The 21,757-nt window shown below is 44.5% G+C and carries 18 protein-coding genes; 4 read left to right on the forward strand and 14 right to left on the reverse strand.

The features are described 5' to 3' along the window. Positions 1-26: 26 nt before the first annotated feature. The 5 genes from rny to IEV61_RS03125 form a co-directional block, all read right to left on the reverse strand. Entirely contained in the window at positions 27-1,589 is a 1,563-nt protein-coding gene (gene rny, locus IEV61_RS03105) for a ribonuclease Y (RefSeq protein WP_188413662.1), read from the reverse strand. Positions 1,590-1,787: 198 nt separating this feature from the next. Continuing rightward, entirely contained in the window at positions 1,788-2,081 is a 294-nt protein-coding gene (locus IEV61_RS03110) for a cell division protein ZapA (protein ID WP_188413663.1), read from the reverse strand. 23 nt (positions 2,082-2,104) lie between these two features. Continuing rightward, on the reverse strand, positions 2,105-2,395 hold the full coding sequence (locus IEV61_RS03115) for a hypothetical protein (protein ID WP_188413664.1): 291 nt from the start codon (positions 2,393-2,395) through the stop codon (positions 2,105-2,107). 92 nt (positions 2,396-2,487) lie between these two features. Then, the gene (pheT, locus tag IEV61_RS03120; RefSeq protein WP_188413665.1) at positions 2,488-4,953 is read right to left on the reverse strand and encodes a phenylalanine--tRNA ligase subunit beta; all 2,466 of its coding nucleotides are present in this window, start codon (positions 4,951-4,953) and stop codon (positions 2,488-2,490) included. A 126-nt stretch (positions 4,954-5,079) separates the two neighbouring features. Beyond that, positions 5,080-5,760, reverse strand: coding sequence for a DUF421 domain-containing protein (locus IEV61_RS03125; protein WP_188413666.1), 681 nt, complete (start codon positions 5,758-5,760; stop codon positions 5,080-5,082). 87 nt (positions 5,761-5,847) lie between these two features. Here IEV61_RS03125 and IEV61_RS03130 point away from each other — a divergent pair, with 87 nt between their 5' ends. Continuing rightward, positions 5,848-7,050, forward strand: a complete 1,203-nt coding sequence (locus IEV61_RS03130; protein WP_188413668.1) for a DUF763 domain-containing protein — start codon at positions 5,848-5,850, stop codon at positions 7,048-7,050. 181 nt (positions 7,051-7,231) lie between these two features. After that, on the forward strand, positions 7,232-10,720 hold the full coding sequence (locus IEV61_RS03135; RefSeq protein ID WP_188413670.1) for a PAS domain-containing protein: 3,489 nt from the start codon (positions 7,232-7,234) through the stop codon (positions 10,718-10,720). 241 nt (positions 10,721-10,961) lie between these two features. On the opposite strand, the gene radC is transcribed toward IEV61_RS03135, so the two are convergent. From radC to IEV61_RS03150, 3 genes are all read right to left on the reverse strand, one after another. Beyond that, a complete protein-coding gene (radC, locus tag IEV61_RS03140) occupies positions 10,962-11,660 on the reverse strand; it encodes a RadC family protein (protein ID WP_188413672.1) in 699 nt (232 codons plus the stop codon). Between the two features lie 88 nt (positions 11,661-11,748). Beyond that, entirely contained in the window at positions 11,749-12,003 is a 255-nt protein-coding gene (gene rpsT / locus IEV61_RS03145; protein ID WP_188413674.1) for a 30S ribosomal protein S20, read from the reverse strand. A gap of 132 nt (positions 12,004-12,135) precedes the next feature. After that, positions 12,136-12,843 carry a DUF4397 domain-containing protein gene (locus IEV61_RS03150; protein ID WP_188413676.1) on the reverse strand — a complete coding sequence of 236 codons (708 nt, stop codon included), beginning with the start codon at positions 12,841-12,843 and terminating at the stop codon, positions 12,136-12,138. 166 nt (positions 12,844-13,009) lie between these two features. Between IEV61_RS03150 and IEV61_RS03155 the strand changes: the two genes are divergently transcribed. Continuing rightward, entirely contained in the window at positions 13,010-14,035 is a 1,026-nt protein-coding gene (locus IEV61_RS03155) for a zinc dependent phospholipase C family protein (protein ID WP_188413678.1), read from the forward strand. Here IEV61_RS03155 and IEV61_RS03160 read toward each other — a convergent pair. The 6 genes from IEV61_RS03160 to IEV61_RS03185 all read right to left on the reverse strand — a co-directional run bounded on the left by IEV61_RS03160 (position 14,003) and on the right by IEV61_RS03185 (position 20,958). Next, positions 14,003-14,653 (reverse strand): DedA family protein, encoded by a 651-nt coding sequence (locus tag IEV61_RS03160; protein WP_188413679.1) that lies wholly within the window; start codon positions 14,651-14,653, stop codon positions 14,003-14,005. The genes IEV61_RS03155 and IEV61_RS03160 overlap by 33 nt on opposite strands. Before the next feature lie 255 nt (positions 14,654-14,908). Continuing rightward, positions 14,909-15,652 (reverse strand): DUF4397 domain-containing protein, encoded by a 744-nt coding sequence (locus IEV61_RS03165; RefSeq protein ID WP_188413680.1) that lies wholly within the window; start codon positions 15,650-15,652, stop codon positions 14,909-14,911. A gap of 15 nt (positions 15,653-15,667) precedes the next feature. Continuing rightward, positions 15,668-16,360 carry a DUF4397 domain-containing protein gene (locus tag IEV61_RS03170; RefSeq protein ID WP_188413681.1) on the reverse strand — a complete coding sequence of 231 codons (693 nt, stop codon included), beginning with the start codon at positions 16,358-16,360 and terminating at the stop codon, positions 15,668-15,670. Between the two features lie 252 nt (positions 16,361-16,612). Continuing rightward, entirely contained in the window at positions 16,613-17,737 is a 1,125-nt protein-coding gene (gene dnaN / locus IEV61_RS03175) for a DNA polymerase III subunit beta (RefSeq protein ID WP_188413682.1), read from the reverse strand. A 33-nt stretch (positions 17,738-17,770) separates the two neighbouring features. Continuing rightward, positions 17,771-20,167, reverse strand: a complete 2,397-nt coding sequence (gene gldG / locus IEV61_RS03180) for a gliding motility-associated ABC transporter substrate-binding protein GldG (protein ID WP_188413684.1) — start codon at positions 20,165-20,167, stop codon at positions 17,771-17,773. A 269-nt stretch (positions 20,168-20,436) separates the two neighbouring features. Next, entirely contained in the window at positions 20,437-20,958 is a 522-nt protein-coding gene (locus tag IEV61_RS03185; protein WP_188413686.1) for a hypothetical protein, read from the reverse strand. 298 nt (positions 20,959-21,256) lie between these two features. On the opposite strand from IEV61_RS03185, the gene IEV61_RS03190 reads away from it, so the two are divergent. Continuing rightward, positions 21,257-21,733 (forward strand): hypothetical protein, encoded by a 477-nt coding sequence (locus IEV61_RS03190; protein WP_188413688.1) that lies wholly within the window; start codon positions 21,257-21,259, stop codon positions 21,731-21,733. The last annotated feature ends 24 nt before the right edge of the window (positions 21,734-21,757 follow it).

Consider the following 21,757-nt stretch of genomic DNA (forward strand, 5'->3'; position numbering starts at 1 on the left):
GCTCGCTATAAATGTTTTTATACTGATTACTTGGCAAAAGCAACAGAACGTGTTTCGCGGATAACCGTTACCTTAATTTGGCCCGGATAGGTCATTTCGGTTTGAATACGGTTAGAGATATCGGCTGCCAATACTTCAGACTGTGCATCGCTTATCTTTTCACTTTCTACCACTACACGCAGTTCACGACCGGCCTGTATGGCAAAGGTTTTCTCTACGCCAGGATAAGACAAAGCCAGTTCTTCCAGTTCTTTTAAACGTTTGATATAGCTTTCTACCACCTCGCGGCGTGCACCCGGACGAGCTCCCGAAATAGCATCGCAAGCCTGGATGATAGGCGATATCATGGAAGTCATTTCCACCTCATCATGGTGAGCACCAATAGCGTTGCAAACTTCAGGGTGTTCTTTATATTTTTCGGCCAGTTGCATACCTAAAATTGCGTGAGGTAATTCCGGGTTATCATCTGGTACTTTACCAATATCGTGCAGTAACCCGGCGCGTTTGGCTAACTTAACGTTTAAGCCTAATTCGGCCGCCATGGTGGCGCAAAAATTGGCTACCTCACGAGAGTGCTGCAATAAGTTTTGTCCGTAAGATGAACGGTAGCGCATACGGCCAACCATACGGATCAGCTCAGGGTGTAAACCGTGGATACCTAAATCTATTACGGTACGTTCGCCTATTTCTACAATTTCTTCTTCAATTTGCTTACGGGTTTTGGCAACCACCTCCTCAATACGGGCAGGGTGAATACGACCATCGGTTACCAAGCGGTGCATAGCCAAACGGGCAATTTCACGGCGAACCGGGTCGAAGCCTGAAAGAATGATAGCCTCCGGAGTATCGTCTACAATGATCTCAATACCGGTAGCTGCTTCCAGCGCACGGATATTACGACCTTCGCGACCAATGATACGACCCTTGATCTCATCATTCTCAATGTTGAAGATAGATACCGTGTTTTCAATAGCACTCTCGGTAGCGGTACGCTGAATGGTTTGGATAACCACTTTTTTAGCCTCTTTGGTAGCGGTAAGCTTAGCCTCGTCTACAATATCCTTGATTTGCATCATGGCTTTGGTACGCGCTTCTTCGCGCAGGTTATCAACCAATTGGTTTTTAGCTTCCTCAGCAGTTAAACCGGCAATAGTTTCCAGTTGCTGTACGTGTTGCTGTTTCAGGTGGTCTACCTCTTCCTGCTTTTTATGCAGTATCTCGGTTTGTTTTTCTAAATTTTTACGGGTATTGTCTAACTCGTTCTCTTTGCGGTTAGCCGTTTCTAATTTAGAATTTAATGATTGCTCTTTTTGCTTGATAGAATTTTCGCGCTGGTTTATGGCGTTGTTTTTAGCATTTACTTCCTGCTCGTGTTCGGCTTTCAGTTGTAAAAAGCGCTCTTTGGCTTCCAGTTGTTTATTCTTTTTAAGGATCTCGGCGTTGTTCTCCGCATCCTTTAAAATCTTTTTGGCTTTATTTTGAGCCGCCACATCGCGCTCTTTAAATAGCTTATTAAGCAGGTAACGCCCAATAGCGAAGCCAACAATGGCCCCGACCAGCAGGCCGATGATTACTTCTAATACATTCATAATTTGGTATATATATAATAAAAAACCGCAACTAAAATTCAAGTATTCATGTACATAAGCCTGCTGCCTAAGCCGGTCAGCAAGTAAAAACTACTACCTGCTGATAACCAACCGACAACAAACCTGCGTTTGCCAGTGAAACTTAAAATTTAACCACGGTCAAATTTAATTTGCTCTATAATTAGTTTATAAAGAACGTTATTGCTTGTTAAAGAAATCGGTTAGCATATGATCTAACTGGTAAGCTTTTTCGGCTACGGTGGTATCCTCAACCGTTACCTTGCGCTCTGCTTTTAATGAGGCGGTTGCATAATGCAGCACACTCATTGATAACAGGTCTTGCTTATCTTTAACCGCATAATTTTCCTGGTATTCTTTTATGCGGTCGTTGATCATTTTAGCTGCCCGGCGTATCAATTCCTCTTCTTCCATCTCTACCTTTAAGGGGTAAACACGGTCGGCAATATTTATTTTTATGGAGATCTCTCCCATTTGAGCTTGTTCACTTTACAGTGTTACTTTTTAAGCAACACAATACACTTATCAATTTCCCGCACAAATTCGTTAATTTTTTGCTTGATGTCAAGGCTTTTCTCATTTGTTTCTGAAAATGATTTTGCCAGTTTCAATACACGAAGCTTTTCTTCTAACTCTTTGCTCTTATCTTTACTTACATTCAATACCGTGCTCAACGACTGGTTTTCCAGCTTAAGCAGGTCATTTTCTTCCTGTAAGGCACCACAAAGCGCTATAAGGCGCTCCGTTTTTTCTACAACAATACTTAACTGGTCAGTTACTGAGGGCATGTTTTATTATTAGTTATTATGTTATTGAGTTACTACGTTATTGAAGTAAATAAGTTAGACTTAATATACTCCATAACTAAATACACTAATAACTATTTCCTTATCTCCGCTCCGGTTTCTTTGCTAAAATTATAGATTAATTTTTGCATAATGGCATCAATGGCCTTATCGGTCAGCGTTTTTTCTTCATCCTGTAAGATGAAGCTTAACGCGTACGACTTTTTACCGGCTGGCAGCTTATCGCCCTGGTATACGTCGAAAACGTTTACCTCGGTCAGCAATTTACGCTCGGTTTTTTGGGCTATTTGCTTTAGCTGGCCAAAGGTTACCGCCGTATCAACCAGCATCGACAAATCGCGGCGGACGGATGGAAACTTCGATATTTCCTTATTGATGATCTTGTTGTTTCTTACAATTTTAAGCAGTACATCAAAGTTGAAGTCGGCGTAGAAAACTTCTTTCTCTACCCCTGCTTTTTTCAATGCACCTGGCAGTACCGAACCAAATTTAACCAGCGTTTTACCACCACGGAAATTGTATTGCAGTCCATAAGTAAACTCATGGTCTACAATTTCGTCGATGGTATAATCGGTTATACTCAAGCGGCCCAGCAAACCATCAACCACCGCTTTGAGGTGATAGAATGATACTGGTGTACTTTTCTGATTCCATTGCTCGGCTTGTGTAGCGCCGGTTACAAAGACAGATATCTTTTGAGTTTCTACATATTTGCCGTCTTCAAAAAAGTAAGTCTTACCAAATTCGTAAAACTTCAAATCAGTTTGGCGGCGGTTCTGGTTGTAAGCAATAGCTTCTAAACCCGAGTATAGCAGCGTTTGGCGCATAATATCCAAATCGTTGCTCAATGGGTTTAACAGCTTTACCGCGTTATCCAAACTATCGGCGTAGGAAGAGCTGGTTAAAGAGTTAGACAAGGTTTCGTTAAAACCATTGGCCGATAGCAAGTCGGCGATGGCATTCTGTACCGAATCTTTATCAGGCCTGATGCTGTTATTCAGCGAAGCGCGTATCTGAGTAGGAATTTCAATGTTGTTATAACCGTATATACGGAGAATCTCTTCAATAACATCAACCTCACGGGTTACATCTACCCGATAAGGCGGCACTTGCAGTGATAAACCTTCGGCGGTTTCATTAGCAATGGTAATATCCAGTGCCTGGATGATAGACTTAATGGTATCCTGTCCAATAGCTTTACCTATCAGCCGGTCAATGTTATGGTAAGTAACTTCCACCGCAAATGGCTCAACCGGGGCCGGGTATATATCAGAAATTTCGGACGAGATAACCCCGCCTGCTACCTGCTGAATTAAAAGCGCAGCACGCTTTAAAGCAAATACTGTAATGTTAGGGTCTACCCCACGCTCAAAGCGGAACGAGGCATCGGTTTTTAAGCCGAAACGTTTTGATGTTTTACGCACCGATACCGGGTTAAAGTATGCGCTTTCCAAAAACACCGCTGTAGTGCTTTCTTTAACGCCCGAATTTGCACCACCAAAAACACCTGCTATACACATAGGCTCTTCGGCGTTACCAATCATCAGATCATCGGCCGATAGCTTGCGTTCTGCATCATCAAGTGTAACGAAGGTCGTGCCCTCAGGGTAAGTTTTAACCAATACCTGATTGCCTGTTATAGCATCGGCATCAAAAGCGTGCAGTGGCTGACCTAATTCGTGCAATACATAGTTAGTTATATCCACAATATTATTAATAGAACGTACGCCTATCACAGCTAAACGTTCCTTGATCCACTGTGGCGACTCCTGCACCTTAACACCGGTAATAGTTACGCTGACATAACGTGGACAAGCAGCCTGGGCCTCAATGGTAACTGGGATGGTTCTATCCTGATTATCAACTTTAAAAGCAGAAACATCGGGTTTATTGATAAAAGATTTTAAAGTAACTTCAGAATCATCATCTTCAATGTATTTTAAACTTTTTATAAATGCATTGGATTGCAGGAAAGCGTCAATATCGCGCGCGGTACCTAGATGCGAGGTGGCATCAGCCCGGTTAGGGGTTAAGCCAATCTCGAACAGGTAATCGTCATTTAATTTGAAATATTCTTTAGCGGGAGTACCAATTGTGGCGTCAGCATCCAGTTCCATAATGCCGGCATGATCGGTACCTAAGCCTATTTCATCTTCGGCGCAGATCATTCCTTCTGAAACTTCTCCCCTGATCTTAGATTTATTGATCTTGAATGGCTCACCTGCGGTTGGGTGAACTGTAGTACCTACCACAGCTACTACCACTTTTTGTCCGGCAGCAACGTTATGGGCGCCACAAACAATTTGCAGGTCTTCGGGGCCGCCAACGTCTACTTTGGTTATGCGTAAACGGTCGGCGTTGGGATGCTGCTGGGCATCTTTTACGTAGCCTATGACCAAGCCTTCCAGTCCGCCGGGTATGGCTTGTACTTTTTCGAGGCTTTCTACCTCCAGGCCTATACCGGTTAATATTTGCGATAGCTCTTCGGGCGTTTTATCAGTAGTGATAAACTCCTTAAGCCAGTTATATGAAATCTTCATTGTATCCTATAGTGGCTCAAAGATAGGATTTTTTTAATTTCGGATAACTGCATTATCACTGCTACCAAACCACATCCAAATAAAAATGTATTAGCCGCTGTTACCGGGCAATATTTGTTAATGCGATTAGGTAAGCCTTGTAGTACAAATGGCTGCTACCCATTCTTCGTTATGGCAACGCGGGCACTTTCCTTTTTCGCTTACAGAATCTACTACATGGGCACAAAAAGTGCAGGCATTTTTACCTGGTGTACCTTGCTTCGTTTTTTTATGATAGAGCTTTGGTAATATGGGTAGCCCATCCTTCACATCTTCATCCGGGTAATAAAAAAAGCTGATCTGTCCATTAGTTTCCAAAATTGCAGTTTTAACCTGGCCCACATGCTCTAAATTCTTTTGCCGCATTTCGGCAAAAAATTCATCCTTGGCAAACGACGGCTCATTGTTATCAATTACAAACTCACCCTCTGTAATTACATATACCGGCTCGCCTTCGAGCACTTTTTCAAACCACTCAAATTTACTGGCCAACCAGGTAATAAACCGGTAAAATAATAAAATGCTCACAAACACAATTAATGCAGGCAGTATTGCACTATCTTGGTTAAACATGGGGTCTCCCGCGGCCGAACCTAATCCAATAATAATTGCGACTTCAAAAAGTGACAACTGCCTTACGCCCTTTTTGCCCGAAAGCCTGAGAAATCCCAGGATCACAATAAACATGATCAATGTTCTGATCATGATTTCGGCGGCCAAACTCCAATGCAAATCGTTGATAAAAATTTCCTTCCAGTTGAAATCCATTAGTATTGTTTATTTTAATTAACCCTCAGTAAATCAAATTGTTGTTTAAACATTCATTATAAAATTCAATTTACTAACTTTGTTAGCATGAAACGCTCAGGCAATGCCGATCTTCCTTTACATTATGGCTATGTACCGCCATGGCTGGCCGAACGTATGGCTAAACTGGGGCTGGCCGTGGTAGAAACCATGGTAATGGAATATGGCAACAGACAGGTAATACAGCGCTTGAGCGATCCTTTCTGGTTCCAAAGCCTGGGTGCCGTTATGGGTATGGACTGGCATTCGTCGGGTATTACCACTTCGGTTATGGGGGCTTTAAAACGTGCAGTTAACCCGCACGCTAAAGAGCTGGGCATCTACATTTGTGGCGGCAAAGGCAAACACTCTACCCAAACGCCAAATGAGTTGATCAAAGTGAGCGAAGCCACCGGCCTCGATGGTAATTACCTGGTGCGGTGCAGTAAGTTGAGCGCCAAGGTAGATAACACCGCCGTGCAGGATGGCTTCCAGCTATACACCCACAACTTTATATTGAACACGCAGGGGCAATGGACGGTGATACAGCAAGGCATGAACCCTATTACTAAAACTGCCCGGCGCTATCACTGGCATTCCGAAGCACTGCAGTCTTTCGTAAATGACCCACATACGGCCATTTGCGGTCAAAACACCGGCCACATCTTAAATATGGCCGATGCACGTGCCAATCCCTCGCGCAATGCCATCATGACCATAGCCGCCGAGCAGCCCGAGCATATGCTGAAAGAAATAAGTCAGCTAGTGATGCCCAACCACCACGAGGTTACCGCTAAAGACGTTGATTTAAAACGCCTTGGTGCCCTATTATGGCTGGCCCATGAAAAACAACCGGCCGATTTTGAGGAACTACTCCTGCTGCAAGGCCTCGGCCCTCGTACGCTGCAATCTTTAGCGCTGGTAAGCGAGGTTATCCATGGTACGCCATCCCGTTTTACAGACCCCGCGCGTTTTGCATTTGCCCACGGCGGTAAAGACGGTCACCCCTTCCCGGTTCCGGTTAAAGTATATGATGAAACATTGAATGTACTGCATCAATCCATTAACCGCTCAAAATTAGGCAACACCGATAAAGCAGAGGCTATTAAAAAGCTAAGCCAGATAGCCCAAAACGCCGAACACGGGTTTACGCCGAACGCTAATTTTGATAAGGTGATTGAACGCGAACGCAATGAGTCATGGCGTTACGGAGGCCGCACGGTATTTGGCGAAGCAAAACCACCCGTACAAAAACAGCTAAAGCTGTTTTAAAATGAATTCGTCAATTACACTTTAGGGCCAATTTGCGCCGTTAAGTAATAAGTCATCTTTTGATATTACTTACAGGGATCAATAGCAAAACCAAAATTGCATCAACTATTTTATCAGAAATGCGTTTATTCATTTTACATTAATCTATTTAGCTGTTTAAACTCTTTAAATATTCCAGATAGTGTCAAACACACCTAAATTTTTGCAAGGCGGCGGTCATATGGGCGAATTTATACGGTTGGCCAATTGGGCCGAAACCTCAGTAGGAACACCAGATACCTGGTCCGACAGTTTGAGGTCGGCCGTTAGCCTGAGCATTAATTCGGGCTTCCCTATTGCCATTTACTGGGGATCTGATTTCACACTCATTTATAACGACGCCTGGAGCACTATACCCGGCAACAAACATCCGTGGGCACTGGGCAAACCAGGCGCCGTGGTATGGCCCGAAATATGGGATGGCCTGGAGCAGCAGTTTAATGATGTATTAAACAAAGGCCAATCTATTCGCCAGCCCGACTCGCTCCTACTCATGAACCGCTACGGTTATGTAGAAGAGTGTTATTTTGATTACACCTTATCGCCCATTACAGCTTTAGACGGCAGCATTGGCGGTGTTTTTAACGCTGTTATTGAAACCAGTTACCGGGTTATTAACGAGCGCCGTAACCAGGTTTTAACTAAATTATTACAGCAGCTTAACCGCGCGCATGGCTTGCAGGAAGCTATTAATAAAGTGCAGAGCATTCTTGACCACTGCCGCGAAGATATTCCGTTTTACCAATTATTTTCAACCGATAACGAAAATACCCACCAGGCATTGCTTACCATAAGTTCGGGCTTAAGTCCGGCTAATGAAGCAGCCGTTAACTGGCCCTACATGATGGGTATGAATGGCAGCGATGCTATTTATATTGAAGACCTTAATAAGTATTTGGCCGAGCCTGCACTGAGCACGTGGGGCACACCCTGCACCGAAGCCCTAATTGTACCCGTTAGCACAGATGAAGCACGCATAGGTGGCTACCTGGTTATGGGTGTATCGCCGCGTAAAAAGCTTGATGCCGATTATCGCCACTTTTTAAATACTGTGGGCTTGCACACAGGCACCATTCTGAACAACGGCTACAGTTATGAGCTTAATAATGCCCTCATGCGCGAGCAAGCGCTGAACGAAGAGCTGGCATCGGCTAATGAAGAGTTAAGTTCTACTAACGAAGAACTGCACATATCGCAACAGAGCCTTGCCATGCTTAATGCCGAACTGGAAGAGCGCGTGGCCAACCGCACCAGCAAACTTGCGGAAAGCGAAAACCGCTTCCGTAACCTTATTAAAGATGCACCGGTAGCTATAGCTGTATTTACCAGCCGCAGCCTTGTTATAGAATCGGCCAATAATTACATGCTCAACATGTGGGGTAAAACTTCAGATGTTATTGGTCTTACCTTTTCTAAAGCTGTACCCGAATTGGTTGGACAACCTTTTTTTCCGTTACTCGATCAGGTTTTCACAAACGGCAACACTTACTATGGTAATGAGTCAATAGCTACAATTAACCATAATGGTATTCTTACAAATGGCTATTACAACTTTGTATATCAGCCTGTAAAAGATGAAAGTGGCACAACGGTATCAATTATTTCTATTGCCCACGATGTTACCGAGCAGGTAAACGCCCGTAAAAAGATAGAAGAAGTAGCGCTGAGTTTGCGCAGCCTGGTCATGACGGCTCACTATGCACTCATGATATTACGCGGGCAAGATTGGGTTATTGAAATAGCCAATACTCCACTGGCCAATTTATGGGGACGAACCGTTGAAGACATTACCGGCCGCCGCCTAATGGATGTTTTGCCTGAACTGGAAGGCCAGCCTTTCCCTGCACTATTGAGGCGCATTTTTGAAACCGGAAAAGGTTATGGACAGGAAGAAGAAGTTTTTTATTTAGACTCGCCCGAAGGGCCTGTCACCAAATATGTAAGTTTTTATTACGACCCTGTTTTTGACTCCGAAGGTAACGTAACCGGCATTATAGTAGCCGCCGAAGATATTACCAACCAGGTAAACAACCGCTTATTGCTCGAACAAAGCTATAGCGAACAGCAGGCCCTTAACGAAGAACTTACCGCTATTAATGAAGAAGTAGCATCGGCCAATGAAGAGCTGGTAACCACAAACGAGGAACTGGCCCACACCAAAGAAAACCTGCAGGAAATTGTAGGCCGCCTGGCAACCAGCGAGGCACGCATACGCTATATGATAGCCGAGGCCCCTGTAGCTATTGGTATACTTACCAGCCAGTTACTGGTTATAGAAGCGGCCAATAATAAAATACTCGAACTTTGGGGTAAAAATAGCAGCATTATAGGTATGCCGCTGCAAGATGCACTGCCTGAATTAAAAGGTCAGCCCTTTTTGGATATACTGGACAGCGTATACACCAGCGGACAAACCTATTACGGCAATGAGGTACATGCCAAATTAGAACGTAACGGCGTATTAGAAGAACTCTATTTCAACTTTGCCTACCACCCTATTTTTGATGATGCTAATCAAACGTCGAGCATTATTGTAGTGGCTACTGATGTTACCGAGCAGGTCATATCGCGCCGTAAGGTTGAAAATGCTGAAGAGATGCTCCGCTTTTCGGTAGACGCTGCCAATATGGGCACCTGGTACCTCGATGTAGTGTCACGCGAGTTTATACCATCTACCCGGTTAAAAGAATTGTTTGGCTTTAATGCAAATGATGAAGTGAGTTACGCCGATGTGGTGAACCAAATTCCGGAGGAGTACCGCCAATATATTGAAGCAGAGGTTGAAAAAGCCCTGGCCAATGATGATTCTTACAACGTTGAACACCCGGTTTTAGGAAACAATGATCATAAAATTCGTTGGGTAAGGGCATCCGGTAAATTGAATAAGAACCCTAAAGACGGCCGTTCTTACTTTTCGGGTGTATTGATTGATATTACCGAGCAGAAGCAGGACGAGCAGCGTAAAAACGATTTTATAGGCATGGTGAGCCACGAATTAAAAACGCCGCTTACTTCTTTGAGCGCTTACATACAAATGCTGCATGCCCGCGCCAAAAAGAACGATGACAACTTTGTTACCGGTGCGCTTGATAAGGTAAGTATCCAGGTAAAGAAAATGAGCTCCATGATCAATGGTTTCCTGAACGTATCAAGGCTTGAATCGGGCAAAATTCATCTGGATATTCAGCAGTTCAGGCTGGATGAACTGGTGAAAGATATGGTAGACGAAACTATACTTACCACCGCAAGCCACGAGCTGGTATTGCTGCCTTGTGATGCGGCCCTGGTGGCTGCCGACCGCGATAAGATAGGCTCGGTGATCTCCAATCTTATAAGCAATGCCATCAAATATTCTCCGCGGGGTAAACGTATAGAGGTCAATTGTATCATCGTTGATGAAATGGCCCGCGTGAGCGTTAAGGACGAAGGCATGGGTATTAAGCCACAGGACATCGAAAAATTATTTGAGCGCTATTACCGGGTAGATAGCAAGCACACGCAAACCATATCGGGCTTTGGCATAGGTTTGTACCTTTGCGCCGAGATTATTCAACGCCATAACGGTAACATTTGGGTAGAAAGCGAGATGGGCCAGGGTTCTACCTTTTTCTTTAGCCTGCCACTGGCGTAGGTGCGAGGTGCGAGGTGCGAGGTGCGAGGTGCGAGGTGCGAGGTGCGAGGTGCGAGGTGCGAGGTGCGAGGTGCGAGGTGCGAGGTGCGAGTAAGGCAAATTTTACCCGCTCATATTTGTTTGGATAAGTGCATACTTTCATCAAAAAAGTTCATTAATCCGCACTTCACCTCATCTGCACATTTGCACACTTTCCCATCTGCATATTTCCGCATCTGCATATCTCCCCAAAATTTCACATTTACAACAGCTCCTCGTCGGCAAAGCTGAAGAAGCCGCCGTCGGTGATGATCAGGTGATCAAGTACGCCTATGTCCAGTATACGACCGGCGGCATGAATTTTTTTCGTAAGGTCTATATCCTGCTGGCTGGGTTTCAGGTTTCCCGAAGGATGATTATGCGCCAGGATGATGGACGACGCCTGGTGCTGCAAGGCAATGCCGAAAATGATCTTCGGATCGGCCACCGTACCCGATAGTCCTCCTTTACTAATGAGTTCCTTGGCTATGATCTTGCAGTTGCGGCTCAGCAGCAATATCCAAAACTCTTCGTGGTTCAGGTCTACCAAATGGCGCTTTAGCACATTGTATACGCTACGGCTGCCATTCACAATTTCGGGTGCCTTAATTTCGGTATCACCGCGGCGGTGGCCCAGTTCAAGTGCTGCGATGATAGAGATAGCCTTGGCCTCCCCTATCCCCTTAAACTTCGATAGCTCACTAACCGATACCTTGCCCAGCTTTTGCAAATCGTTTTCATAATGATGCAAAATGCGCTTGCTCAGCTCCACGGCCGATTCGTTGCGGCTGCCCGAGCCTATCAGAATGGCTATGAGTTCGGCATCGCTCAGCGCCCGGCGGCCCTGGGCGTTCAACTTTTCGCGCGGGCGGTCTTCTTCCGCCCAGGCCTTAATGCTTATTTTGGTTTCGTACGCTTCCACGCCGTTAAGCTATTTAAAAAAAGCGGACAAAACAAAAAAGGGCTGCATTGTAATGCAACCCTTTCATCATCTATACAGACGAATATGCTTATGCTAACTTGTTAACAAACTTAGTCAGTTTCGACTTGTTGTTAGAAGCTTTGTTTTTATGAATAACGTTTTTCTTAGCTAAACGGTCAATCATAGAAATTACAGTAGTCAACAAAGGAGCTGCTTCAGCTTTAGAAGTAGAGCCTCTTAATTTCTTGATAGCATTTCTGGTAGTTTTAGCCTGATATCTGTTACGTAAACGCTTGGTAGCGTTAGCTCTGATTCTTTTTATTGCTGATTTATGATTTGCCATTTTTAGCTAATTATCTTTTTATTTTTCGGACTGCAAATATATTCCAAAAAAATAAAACTAACAAGCATCCGTTAAAAAAAATTTCAGACTTTGATTCAAACCTCAATTACTTGCCGCTTACCTAACGTGCTGCTACTTATTGTTATATATACCCGCGGTAAATGCTGTGGTGCCTGTACTGCCCACAAGTCCCTTGGCATAAACCGTATATATTTTACCGCTTTGAAAGCTTACACCTGCCGTAGTATTGGTAGTGGTGGTACCACCGGCAACATTACTTAACACAACAGCATACGTACCGGCCGCAATTTCTACGGATGAGCCCACTGCTCTGAAGTTTTGGTTAGCAGCTATTACATTACCGCCAATAATTAAACTAACCGATGATGCGTTAGGCGAAGCATTCACAAAACGAACCTTGGCTTTGCCTGCTGCCGGAGCAGTAACATCATCGGTAACGGTAATTATCCCTAAACCGCTGTTTTGGCCTACCAGGAAAAAAGTATAGCTATTAAAGGCATCAAACTGCACATGAGAAGAACTCAGCGTAGCTTCGCCCGTGGCCGATTTAATGATCACATCCTGATCGCCTAAAAAGGTTTTGTAATAGCCCGATGCCTGGCCAAAGGTAACACTGCTGGGCGTTCTTAAAATATCTTCTACGTATAGCTGTGCCGCAGGGGCATCAGGACTGGCATTAATGAGGTTAACCTCGGCGCCAATGGTATCTTCAAAATCGTAAGGATCATTTTTCTTGCACGATGAGAACAAAGAAACAGCCAGCAGGCCAACAAATGCAAAGCGAAAAGCTTGCTTTAAAGTAAGATTTACTTTTTTCATAGAAGGTGTTTTAATAGAAATAAAATGGCTTTTTAAGCCCTGTTTAGTCTTTTGTAAAACGTAAAACGGCAAGTTGTAGTATTTGTTTTTTTGTACCTTGCCCGTTAATAGGGCAATTTGAAATATTTTAGCACCTAATAATTTAGCAATCAACTTATTAAATTCAGTGAAAAATTATGCCCGCGTACTGCTGCCTGTTATACTCCTAACACTCTGCACATCGTGGGGTTTTTATGCACATTACCGCGTTAACCGGCTGGCAGTGTTTACCTTACCTAAGGGCATGAGCACTTTTTACCGGGCCAATCTCGAATACCTTACCGAGCATGCCATCAGTGCCGACCGCAGGCGTTACGTAGATTCGGCCGAGATACCCAGGCATTACTTTGATGCCGACCATTTTGGCAAAGACCCTTTCCACACCGTACCTCAAAAATGGGCCGATGCGGTTGACAAGTACACGGCCGATACGCTTTACAAATACGGCACCCTGCCCTGGACCATCCAGTACAACTACTATCACCTGGTTGATGCCTTCAAAAGCCATGATACCAGCGCCATACTGCATTACTCGGCCTACCTGGGCCATTATGTAGCTGATGCCTGCGTACCGTTGCATACCACCCAAAACCACGACGGACAGCTTACCCACCAGGAGGGTATTCATGCGTTGTGGGAAAGCCGCCTGCCCGAGCAATTTGGCAACGGTTATAATTACTACGCCGGTAAGGCGCGCTACCTCGAAAATCCGCTATGGCAGGCCTTCATTTTATGCCGCAGCTCTTTTAAAAGTGCCGACTCGGTGCTGCGTATACAAAGGCAACTGGACAAAACCTTCCCTGCCGATCAAAAGTACGAGATCACCTTGCGGGGCAAACGTAAGATAAAAGATTTCTCTGCCGCCTACTGCCGCGCATACCACACTGCACTTAAAGGCATGGTGCAACGCCGCATGCGGGTAGCTATATTAAATGTGGGAAGCTATTGGTATTCGGCCTGGGTAGATGCCGGCCAGCCCGACCTGAACAAGCTTCTCGACTCGCTCCCAGCAGTAGCACAAAAACAAAAAACCGCCCATGAGGCGGCTTTATATCAATTAGGAAAAGTTGCAGAGCTACCCAACTTCGGTGTAGTAAACAAGCCCCTACCCAAGCCGCCCTTAAGCAGCAGTGTGGGAAAACCGGCTCCTTAATGCAGCCCAAATTGGAGGCACTAACGATACCACCACAATACCCAGCGCTATTAGCGAGAAGTGCTGTTTAAAGAAAGGTACATTACCCAACATATAGCCTAAAAACAAAAATACCACGATCCACGAAAAGCCCCCTACAATGTTGTAAAGACTGTAACGGCCAAACGGCATACGGCCCACACCCGCCACAAAAGGTGCTATGGTACGTATAATAGGCATAAAGCGACTGAAGATAACCGCCTTACCACCATGCTTATCAAAAAAAGCTTTGGTTTTTAAATAATAATCAAGCTTGAGCACCTTGTTTTCGGGCTTAAACACACGCGAACCCAAATAATTGCCCAGCATGTAGTTTACGGTATTGCCTAAAAATGCTGCAATGATGAGAATAATGGCCAGCACCCAAATATCTAAACCCGAGTTACCACCGGCAATTAACGCACCGGCTGCAAATAGCAGTGAATCGCCAGGCAGGAAAGGCGTTACCACAAAGCCGGTTTCGGCAAAGATGATCACAAATAGAATGAGGTAAGTCCAGGCCTGGTATTGGCTGGTAATTTGCACCAGATGTTTATCAATGTGCAATATAAAGTCGATCAGTTCTTTAATAATTTCCAATGCTCAAAATTTGGAGCAAAAGTAATCATATTATTATAAGCGCAATTATTAAATATTTTAACGCTGAATGCTTTAGTTATAATCACAGTTGCAGCGCCTATAGAGCACTCACCACTCAACCTGTCATGCTGAGCTTGTCGAAGCATTCGCCGCTTGGTTAGGTCTTCGACAGACTGACACAGCTTGCTATCCTCGTGATTCTTCACCTGTCATGCTGAGATTGTCCAAGCATTCATCCTTCGATAGGACAATTTTCTACCTGTTAATTTTAGGCGGGTTATTAGGCACTACCACTAAGCCAAAAGCGGCCGTATCGGCAGCGGTACGGCCAATGATGCCGCGGGTGTAAATCGTATAGAGGCGACCGTCTTGTATGGTAACCCGGTCAAGGTTGGTAAGACTGTTGGTAGAGGTACCGGTGGAATAAACCCTGAAGCTGTAATTGCCGGTGGGTAAAGTAACATAGTTGGATACTTTGCCAACATCGGTATTCTCGATAATGCGGGAGCCGTTAGCCCAAATGTCGAGTCCTTTAGCTCGCGGCGATCCGTTTACGAACCGCAGCTTACCGCCTTTACCAATGGGTGGCAAAGAAGCCGTATCATCTATCGTAATCAGAGGTTTAAGCAACTTTTCAGAATACAAGCCTATAAAAAATAAGCTGTAACGGGTATTGTTCTTAAACTGTAAAGAGTCGTTGTTAAAAACCAAAACGGTATCACTCCGCTGCACACGCAATTGTAAAGGATAAGCCGTGGACGTAAGGTAAAAGTAAGAAGGCGTATTGCCGAAGCTATAATTAGTACCGGTTATACGCAGGTTATTTTGATACAAGCCGAGGGGATAAGAGTCGGGGCTTAAATTCATTACCTGCAACTGTATGTCGGAACTGGTTGGCGTAGCGGTATCGGTTTTACTGCACGATACCAGGCCCGGCAAAACCAGCACCATGATGTTCAGGGCAAATAAGGTATGAAATATATGTTTCTTCACTTTCATTGAAGTACTGCTGTATTATTGATTGATCACTAAACCAGCCCTTAAATTTGCTTTGTTATTGGCTACTAACTGCGCACTAAATAAGGTATAAATGAGGCCTTGCTGCATGGGTATTGTACTGGTGTAAAGCACCTCATCACTCGTAGTTGAACGTATCTTGATCACTTTTTGGCCGTTGCCAACAAGTTTAAATGTGCTGGCTTGCTTAAATGCACTGCTGGTAAAACGCAAAGTATCATTTAAATATACACGCAGGGCAGCAAACTGCGGAGAAGCCACAACAAAACGGAGCTTCGCATTTTTAGCGTCGCTATCTAAAGTATCTAAAACCATGAATGCATCGTTACTGGTTATCCCACCTGCAAAAATGGAATAACGCACTTTGGACGCTACAGAATCTAACTTAACGGGCAGCGTAAATAAAATATCGGCATCGGTAAACTGGGTGCGGTTAAACTGCTTACGGAATGCCAAAAGCTGGTTACCCCTTGGTATAGCCGTATAGCCATTAGCCCCTAACGGAAAAATACCGGTCACACTGTTTTGACGAGTGCCGTTAAGGTAAAAGTTGAGCACCTCCTCACTGGCATTAACCACGTTAACGTTTACGTTACCAGGCTTAGCCACATCAGGATCGTTTTTAACACAAGAGGCCAGCGCCAGCATTACAGCCGCTAAAGAAATTATGTAAGTGATGCTTTTACTCATAACCAGTTTTATAACTGCTTTTTCTAAAGTTTGTTATCTGTGATTTGTTTTTATGTGATTTGTTTTTAAATACATCCATTTCATTGCGAGGAGCGATAGCGACGTGGCAATTCCTGTACGCTTTGTTGCCGGGTGCATAGAGATTGCCACGCTATCGCTCGCAATGACATTTCTTACTGCATAACGTTCACTCAACTAAAAAGTCCGGTTTTGCAACCGGACTTTCCATTTGAATTTATAATTGGCTATTATTTATGCGTAGCTGTTTAACATTACCGGCATTACCAGCATTAATACATCCTCGTTCTCATCGCCACCTTGCGGCAATAATAAGCCTGCGCGGTTAGGTGTGCTCATGTGCAGGGCCACTTCTTCGCTGCTCAGGTTTTTCAGCATTTCGATAAGGAAACGGGCATTGAAACCAATTTCCAAGTCTTCGCCTTCGTACTGACAGCTCAGGCGTTCGTGAGCTTCGTTCGCAAAATCTATATCTTCCGAAGAGATATTTAATTCGCTACCGCTTACTTTTAAACGCACCTGGTGGGTGGTTTTGTTAGCATATATGGCCACACGCTGCAAAGTCCCTAAGAACGACTGACGGTCAATAGTCATACGGTTAGGGTTATTTTGTGGTATAACGGCTTCATAATCGGGGTAACGCTCATCAATTAAACGGCAAACCAGGTTAATGTTACCAAATTTGAAGAACGCGCTGGTGTTGTTATACTCTACCGAAACATTTACATCATCAGATGGCAAAGCTGATTTTAACAGGTTCAGCGCCTTTTTTGGCAAAATGAACGAGGTATTGCTTTCGGCCTTGGCATCTAAACGGCGGTAGCGTACCAGCTTATGTGCATCGGTAGATACAAAGGTTAAATACTGGCTGTTCAGCTGGCAAAACACCCCTGTCATGGCCGGGCGCAATTCATCGTTGCTTACCGCAAATATGGTTTTGTTGATAGCCTCGGCCAATACCGATGCCGGCAGGTTAACCGATGATGCATTTTCTACCACCGGTATCTTCGGGAAATCTTCACCGTTCTCGCCGCTCAGCTTGTACTTACCGTCGCCGGCGCTTATCTCAATGGCAAAAGTTTTATCGTCTACCGAAAAAGCAATAGGCTGCTCTGGTAACGATTTCAAGGTATCCAGTAAAATACGTGATGGAATAGCAATGCGGCCGTTCTCTTTGGCTTCAACAGATAAAGAGGTGGTCATGCTGGTTTGCAGATCGGTGGCCGATATGGTGAGCGTGCCGTCTTTGATCTCAAACAAAAAGTTTTCCAGTATAGGCAATACGGTGCTACTGCTTAAAGCGCCACTTACTGCCTGTAATTGCTTCAGTAAAGTTAATGTCGAAACAATGAATCTCATAGTCAAGTTTTAATCAACCCAAAAGTATGAAATTTAATGAGCATACTTTCTTTTGCGGTACAAATGTTGAAAAATAGCCAATATCAACACCAGTAGTAAAGGCGCTATGGTATTCACTGCCTGCCAGTAAGTTTTCTCGTTGCGCAGGCGGGCCCGGTTAAGCATACGCAGCTTAATTTCCTTATTACGGAGCGATATGAGGCCCGAATCATCGGTCATATAATCGGCTATGTTCAGGAGCAGATTTTTGTTGCCGTAGGTTTGTTGCGTGTAACGGTCATAACCTAACGGGAAAGGCGAACCATCGGCGCTTACCTGGTTTTTAAGCAGGTCGCCATCGCTCAACACGATCATTTTGGCTGGCTTACTGGTGTTGAGCACCGGTATATTTTCGGTTATCCCCTCGGGCACCGGGCGGTTTTGAAAGTTGGAACTAAAAGTACCTTCTAACAAGGCCCCTACTATTTGAGGCGCACCCTGAAACTCTTTTGGATTAGGCTCCTGCTCTAAAGCCTGCAGCGAAAGCAAACGTGGCGATGTGAGCTTTTTACTATAAGGCGATGATGCCAGCAGAACGGTTTGCTTGATGCCTTTTACCGGCAAGAGATCAATAGTACTGGCAAACTCGCTGCGAATACCTTCGAGATTTTTAATAACCGGGTGCTTGCCCAGCGGCATAAAAACCGGATAAAACAACCAGGGCAGCATCTGTATCTGCGCCTGCCCGCCCATGTTACCTGTACTTACAGGGATTTGCGAGCAGCTCATATCGGCAATCAAATCATAATTAATACGCACGCCGTAACGGAAAAGCTGATCGTCTAAATTCAATTTCTTGTTGAAGGCCAGTTGTTCGCCGCCGTGGCCGCGCAGGCTATCCAACTCGGCACTTACCTGATCAATGGCCCAAAGTATTCGTCCACCTTGCATAAGGTATTGATCGATTTTGAATTTTTCTACTTCGGTGAATGGCTTTTCGGGTTTGGGGATGATTAAAAGCTTCAGGCTTTTCAGATTAGCGTATGGCATGGTTTGCAGGTTAACCCGCCCCACCTCATAACCGTCGGCCAAGCTTTTGAGCGCATCGTTCAATTGCAGATCACTGAGCTCGTTGTGCCCGTCGGTAAAACCTATCCGCGGCCTGCCATTGCCGGTAGCTTTCTTAATGGCTGATGTAAAAGCATACTCCAGGTTTTGGATAGAATTATTCAGCACTTCATCAGGCGATAGCCCAATGCGGGTTTGCAGTAGCTTCACTCCTATTACATGCTCACCGCACTTAACTATTGCGGCAGGAAAGATGATCTTTTGCGATACGCCGTTATCCGTTTTTACGCTCAGGTTAGTGGGCTCAATGCCCTGCGCCTGCATATCTTGTATGGTTTGTTCCTGCTCCTGCGGGTTCAATCCATCGAGCGGATTAGTAAAATTAAAGGAAAGTTTACTGTTGCTGTATGCCTGCAAATCGTTAAGCATATCCCGCGTGCCTTGCTGCAAGCGTTTCATACCACCGGGCAGGTCTTTGCCTTGCAGGTATACCGTAACGGTTACCGGCTGCGGCAAACCATTCATCACGTTTCGGCTTACTTCTGATATGGTGAAGCGCTTTTCGGCTGTAAAATCGAACCGGGTATAAGTAAAGTGTGATAACACAGCTACAACCAACAACACCGCCGCCAAAGCCGGGATAGCCGTATACTTTAAAGCTTTTTGCCTTTGCCGGGCTATGACCAGCAGGGTAAGGCCTATAAATATCCCCGAGATCAGGATGAAATAAACGAGGTCGCCCGTGGCCAGCACGCCCCTGCCTACGGCATCATAATGAGCGGCGATGCCTACATTTTCAATATTACTGTTTTGCAGCGACAGCAGCTGACTTAACGAATTAAAACCACTGTAAAAGAAATAGCTTAGAAAAACAGCTACCGTAAAAGAAATAATCTGATTCTTACTTATAGAAGAGGCAAACAACCCGATAGCCACAAACGCTGCCCCTAACAGGAAAAGCCCGATGTATGAACCAATGACCGCGCCTGTATCTAAATTACCCTGCGGATTGCCTAACACCCAAACCGAGTATACATAAATTAGCGTAGGCAACAGCGCAAACAATACCAGCATCAGGCAGGCCAGGTACTTCCCCAGCACAATTTGCCAATCGGTTAACGGGCGGGTAGCCAGTATTTCCAGCGTACCTTCTTTACGTTCTTCGGCCAGGGAGCGCATGGTAATGGCCGGAATAAGGAACATGAACAGGTAAGGCGCTGTGCTAAACAGGCTCTCCAATCCGGCGTAGCCGTACTCTAAAATGCTCGACTCGGGGAATACCCACAAAAACAAACCCAGCACCAGCAAAAACACACCAATGGTAACATACGCCACCAGGGAGCTTAGGTAAGAGCTGATTTCTTTTTGAAAGATAGGGAGCATATAGTTGATAAAAGATTGAAACCGTAAAGTTGTTTAATTTTTGTTAATTATAGGTATGTAAGCCATGCCAACTATTACCCATAAAAAAAGCCGCATGGTGCTTAACTACGCCGCTTTATTTGAGATTGCAGACACGACAGGTTAAACTTGTAAGCTATATGTAAAGCGAACTGGCTTAACGAACCGCCATCTTCAACACGGCTTTCGTAGCGCAAGCCTAAATTAAACACAACAAAACCATGCTTTACAACCTAAAAGGTTGCTTAGAGTTACAAGCCAAACCGGTAAGCCACCCTTATACCAAATTGTTGTATCCCATTTTTAGACCATTCTTCGTAACGTAAGCCCAAATCTATCATGTTGGATGTGTTTCTTAGCGGCAGCAGAAAGCCGGTGCCTAACGAATAGGTGAAACGGTTTTGATCGTTGTCGCGGTTACGGTCTATAACCGTACCCAATTCACCCTCGGCATAAAAGCGCGGATCTATATAATATTTGATACCTGCTTTGAGCGGCACAAAAGTATCGTTACCTCCCGATTTACCTGAAAACAATGTTTTTAAATGATATTGATGTATGCCTGCCGTTGCCGTAAAGCTGAGTGTATTGGCAAATGGCAATTCAAATTTGGCCGATGCACCGTAACCAATGGTATAGCCGCTACGCTGAGGTATGTTTAACTCGGCCCCTATGCTTAGCGCTGTTGAATTTGCGGGCGAACTTCCACCCTGTGCATACACACTATTAGCGATCAAGGGTATTAACAGAAGTGGTAAAAATATTCTTTTCATGTAATGTATGCCCAATGTTGATGACCATCAAATTAAGGAATTATCTAATTACGCAACAGCATAATTTTTAAATTTATTAGGGCCGTAACTCATCAAAAATCTCCATTTATAACGGCATAGAAATGCTTATTTAACTTAATGTAAATGTTTGAGTTAGGTATAAAAACTTTAAAAGAATCCCTTCGCAATGGATGATTAAGCACAGAAGTAGCTCAGACTTTTTTCAAAAAAACCTCAAACAAATTGAAATTTTTGAGGTTTGAGGCAATAAGATATTTTCAAACTAAAACCATTTACTATGAAAAAAATTTTTCTTTTAGCCGTTCTTGCAGTTGTATTTACTGCTAGCCACACGTTTGCTCAGTCTTACAAAAACAGTGTAGGTTTAGGTATTGAATTTGGCGATGGCTCAACTCTGGTTGGTCCAAGTTACAAACACTTTTTTACCGGAAAAGATGCCGTGCAAGCCGACCTGTTATTTAGCGACCATGTGGTATGGTTGGGTGGTTATTATCAATATCACCAGCCTATTGAAGGTGCATCAGGCTTAAAATGGTACTTAGGTTTAGGTCCGCAGTTTGCCTTTGTAGATGGCAACGGCCCGTTTAAAGGGTATACAGCAGTTTTAATACGCCCTATGGCCGGCTTAGATTACAAAATTGCAGGAGCACCAATTGCTTTAAATTTCGACTGGAGACCATCGGCTCAGCTTAACCACGGTTCGGGCTTCGAAGCTGCACGCTTTGGCTTAGGCTTCCGTTTTACTTTCAAATAAGGTTAACGTATTAAACATAAAACA

This window comes from Mucilaginibacter galii (assembly GCF_014635825.1).
Lineage (GTDB): Bacteria > Bacteroidota > Bacteroidia > Sphingobacteriales > Sphingobacteriaceae > Mucilaginibacter > Mucilaginibacter galii.

Bases quoted from the DNA above. Each gene is read 5' to 3' on its own strand.
- rny (WP_188413662.1), bottom strand. From the start codon at position 1,589: ATGAATGTATTAGAAGTAATCATCGGCCTGCTGGTCGGGGCCATTGTT.
- IEV61_RS03110 (WP_188413663.1), bottom strand. From the start codon at position 2,081: ATGGGAGAGATCTCCATAAAAATAAATATTGCCGACCGTGTTTACCCC.
- IEV61_RS03115 (WP_188413664.1), bottom strand. From the start codon at position 2,395: ATGCCCTCAGTAACTGACCAGTTAAGTATTGTTGTAGAAAAAACGGAG.
- pheT (WP_188413665.1), bottom strand. From the start codon at position 4,953: ATGAAGATTTCATATAACTGGCTTAAGGAGTTTATCACTACTGATAAA.
- IEV61_RS03125 (WP_188413666.1), bottom strand. From the start codon at position 5,760: ATGGATTTCAACTGGAAGGAAATTTTTATCAACGATTTGCATTGGAGT.
- IEV61_RS03130 (WP_188413668.1), top strand. From the start codon at position 5,848: ATGAAACGCTCAGGCAATGCCGATCTTCCTTTACATTATGGCTATGTA.
- rpsT (WP_188413674.1), bottom strand. From the start codon at position 12,003: ATGGCAAATCATAAATCAGCAATAAAAAGAATCAGAGCTAACGCTACC.
- IEV61_RS03150 (WP_188413676.1), bottom strand. From the start codon at position 12,843: ATGAAAAAAGTAAATCTTACTTTAAAGCAAGCTTTTCGCTTTGCATTT.
- IEV61_RS03165 (WP_188413680.1), bottom strand. From the start codon at position 15,652: ATGAAAGTGAAGAAACATATATTTCATACCTTATTTGCCCTGAACATC.
- IEV61_RS03170 (WP_188413681.1), bottom strand. From the start codon at position 16,360: ATGAGTAAAAGCATCACTTACATAATTTCTTTAGCGGCTGTAATGCTG.
- dnaN (WP_188413682.1), bottom strand. From the start codon at position 17,737: ATGAGATTCATTGTTTCGACATTAACTTTACTGAAGCAATTACAGGCA.
- gldG (WP_188413684.1), bottom strand. From the start codon at position 20,167: ATGCTCCCTATCTTTCAAAAAGAAATCAGCTCTTACCTAAGCTCCCTG.
- IEV61_RS03185 (WP_188413686.1), bottom strand. From the start codon at position 20,958: ATGAAAAGAATATTTTTACCACTTCTGTTAATACCCTTGATCGCTAAT.
- IEV61_RS03190 (WP_188413688.1), top strand. From the start codon at position 21,257: ATGAAAAAAATTTTTCTTTTAGCCGTTCTTGCAGTTGTATTTACTGCT.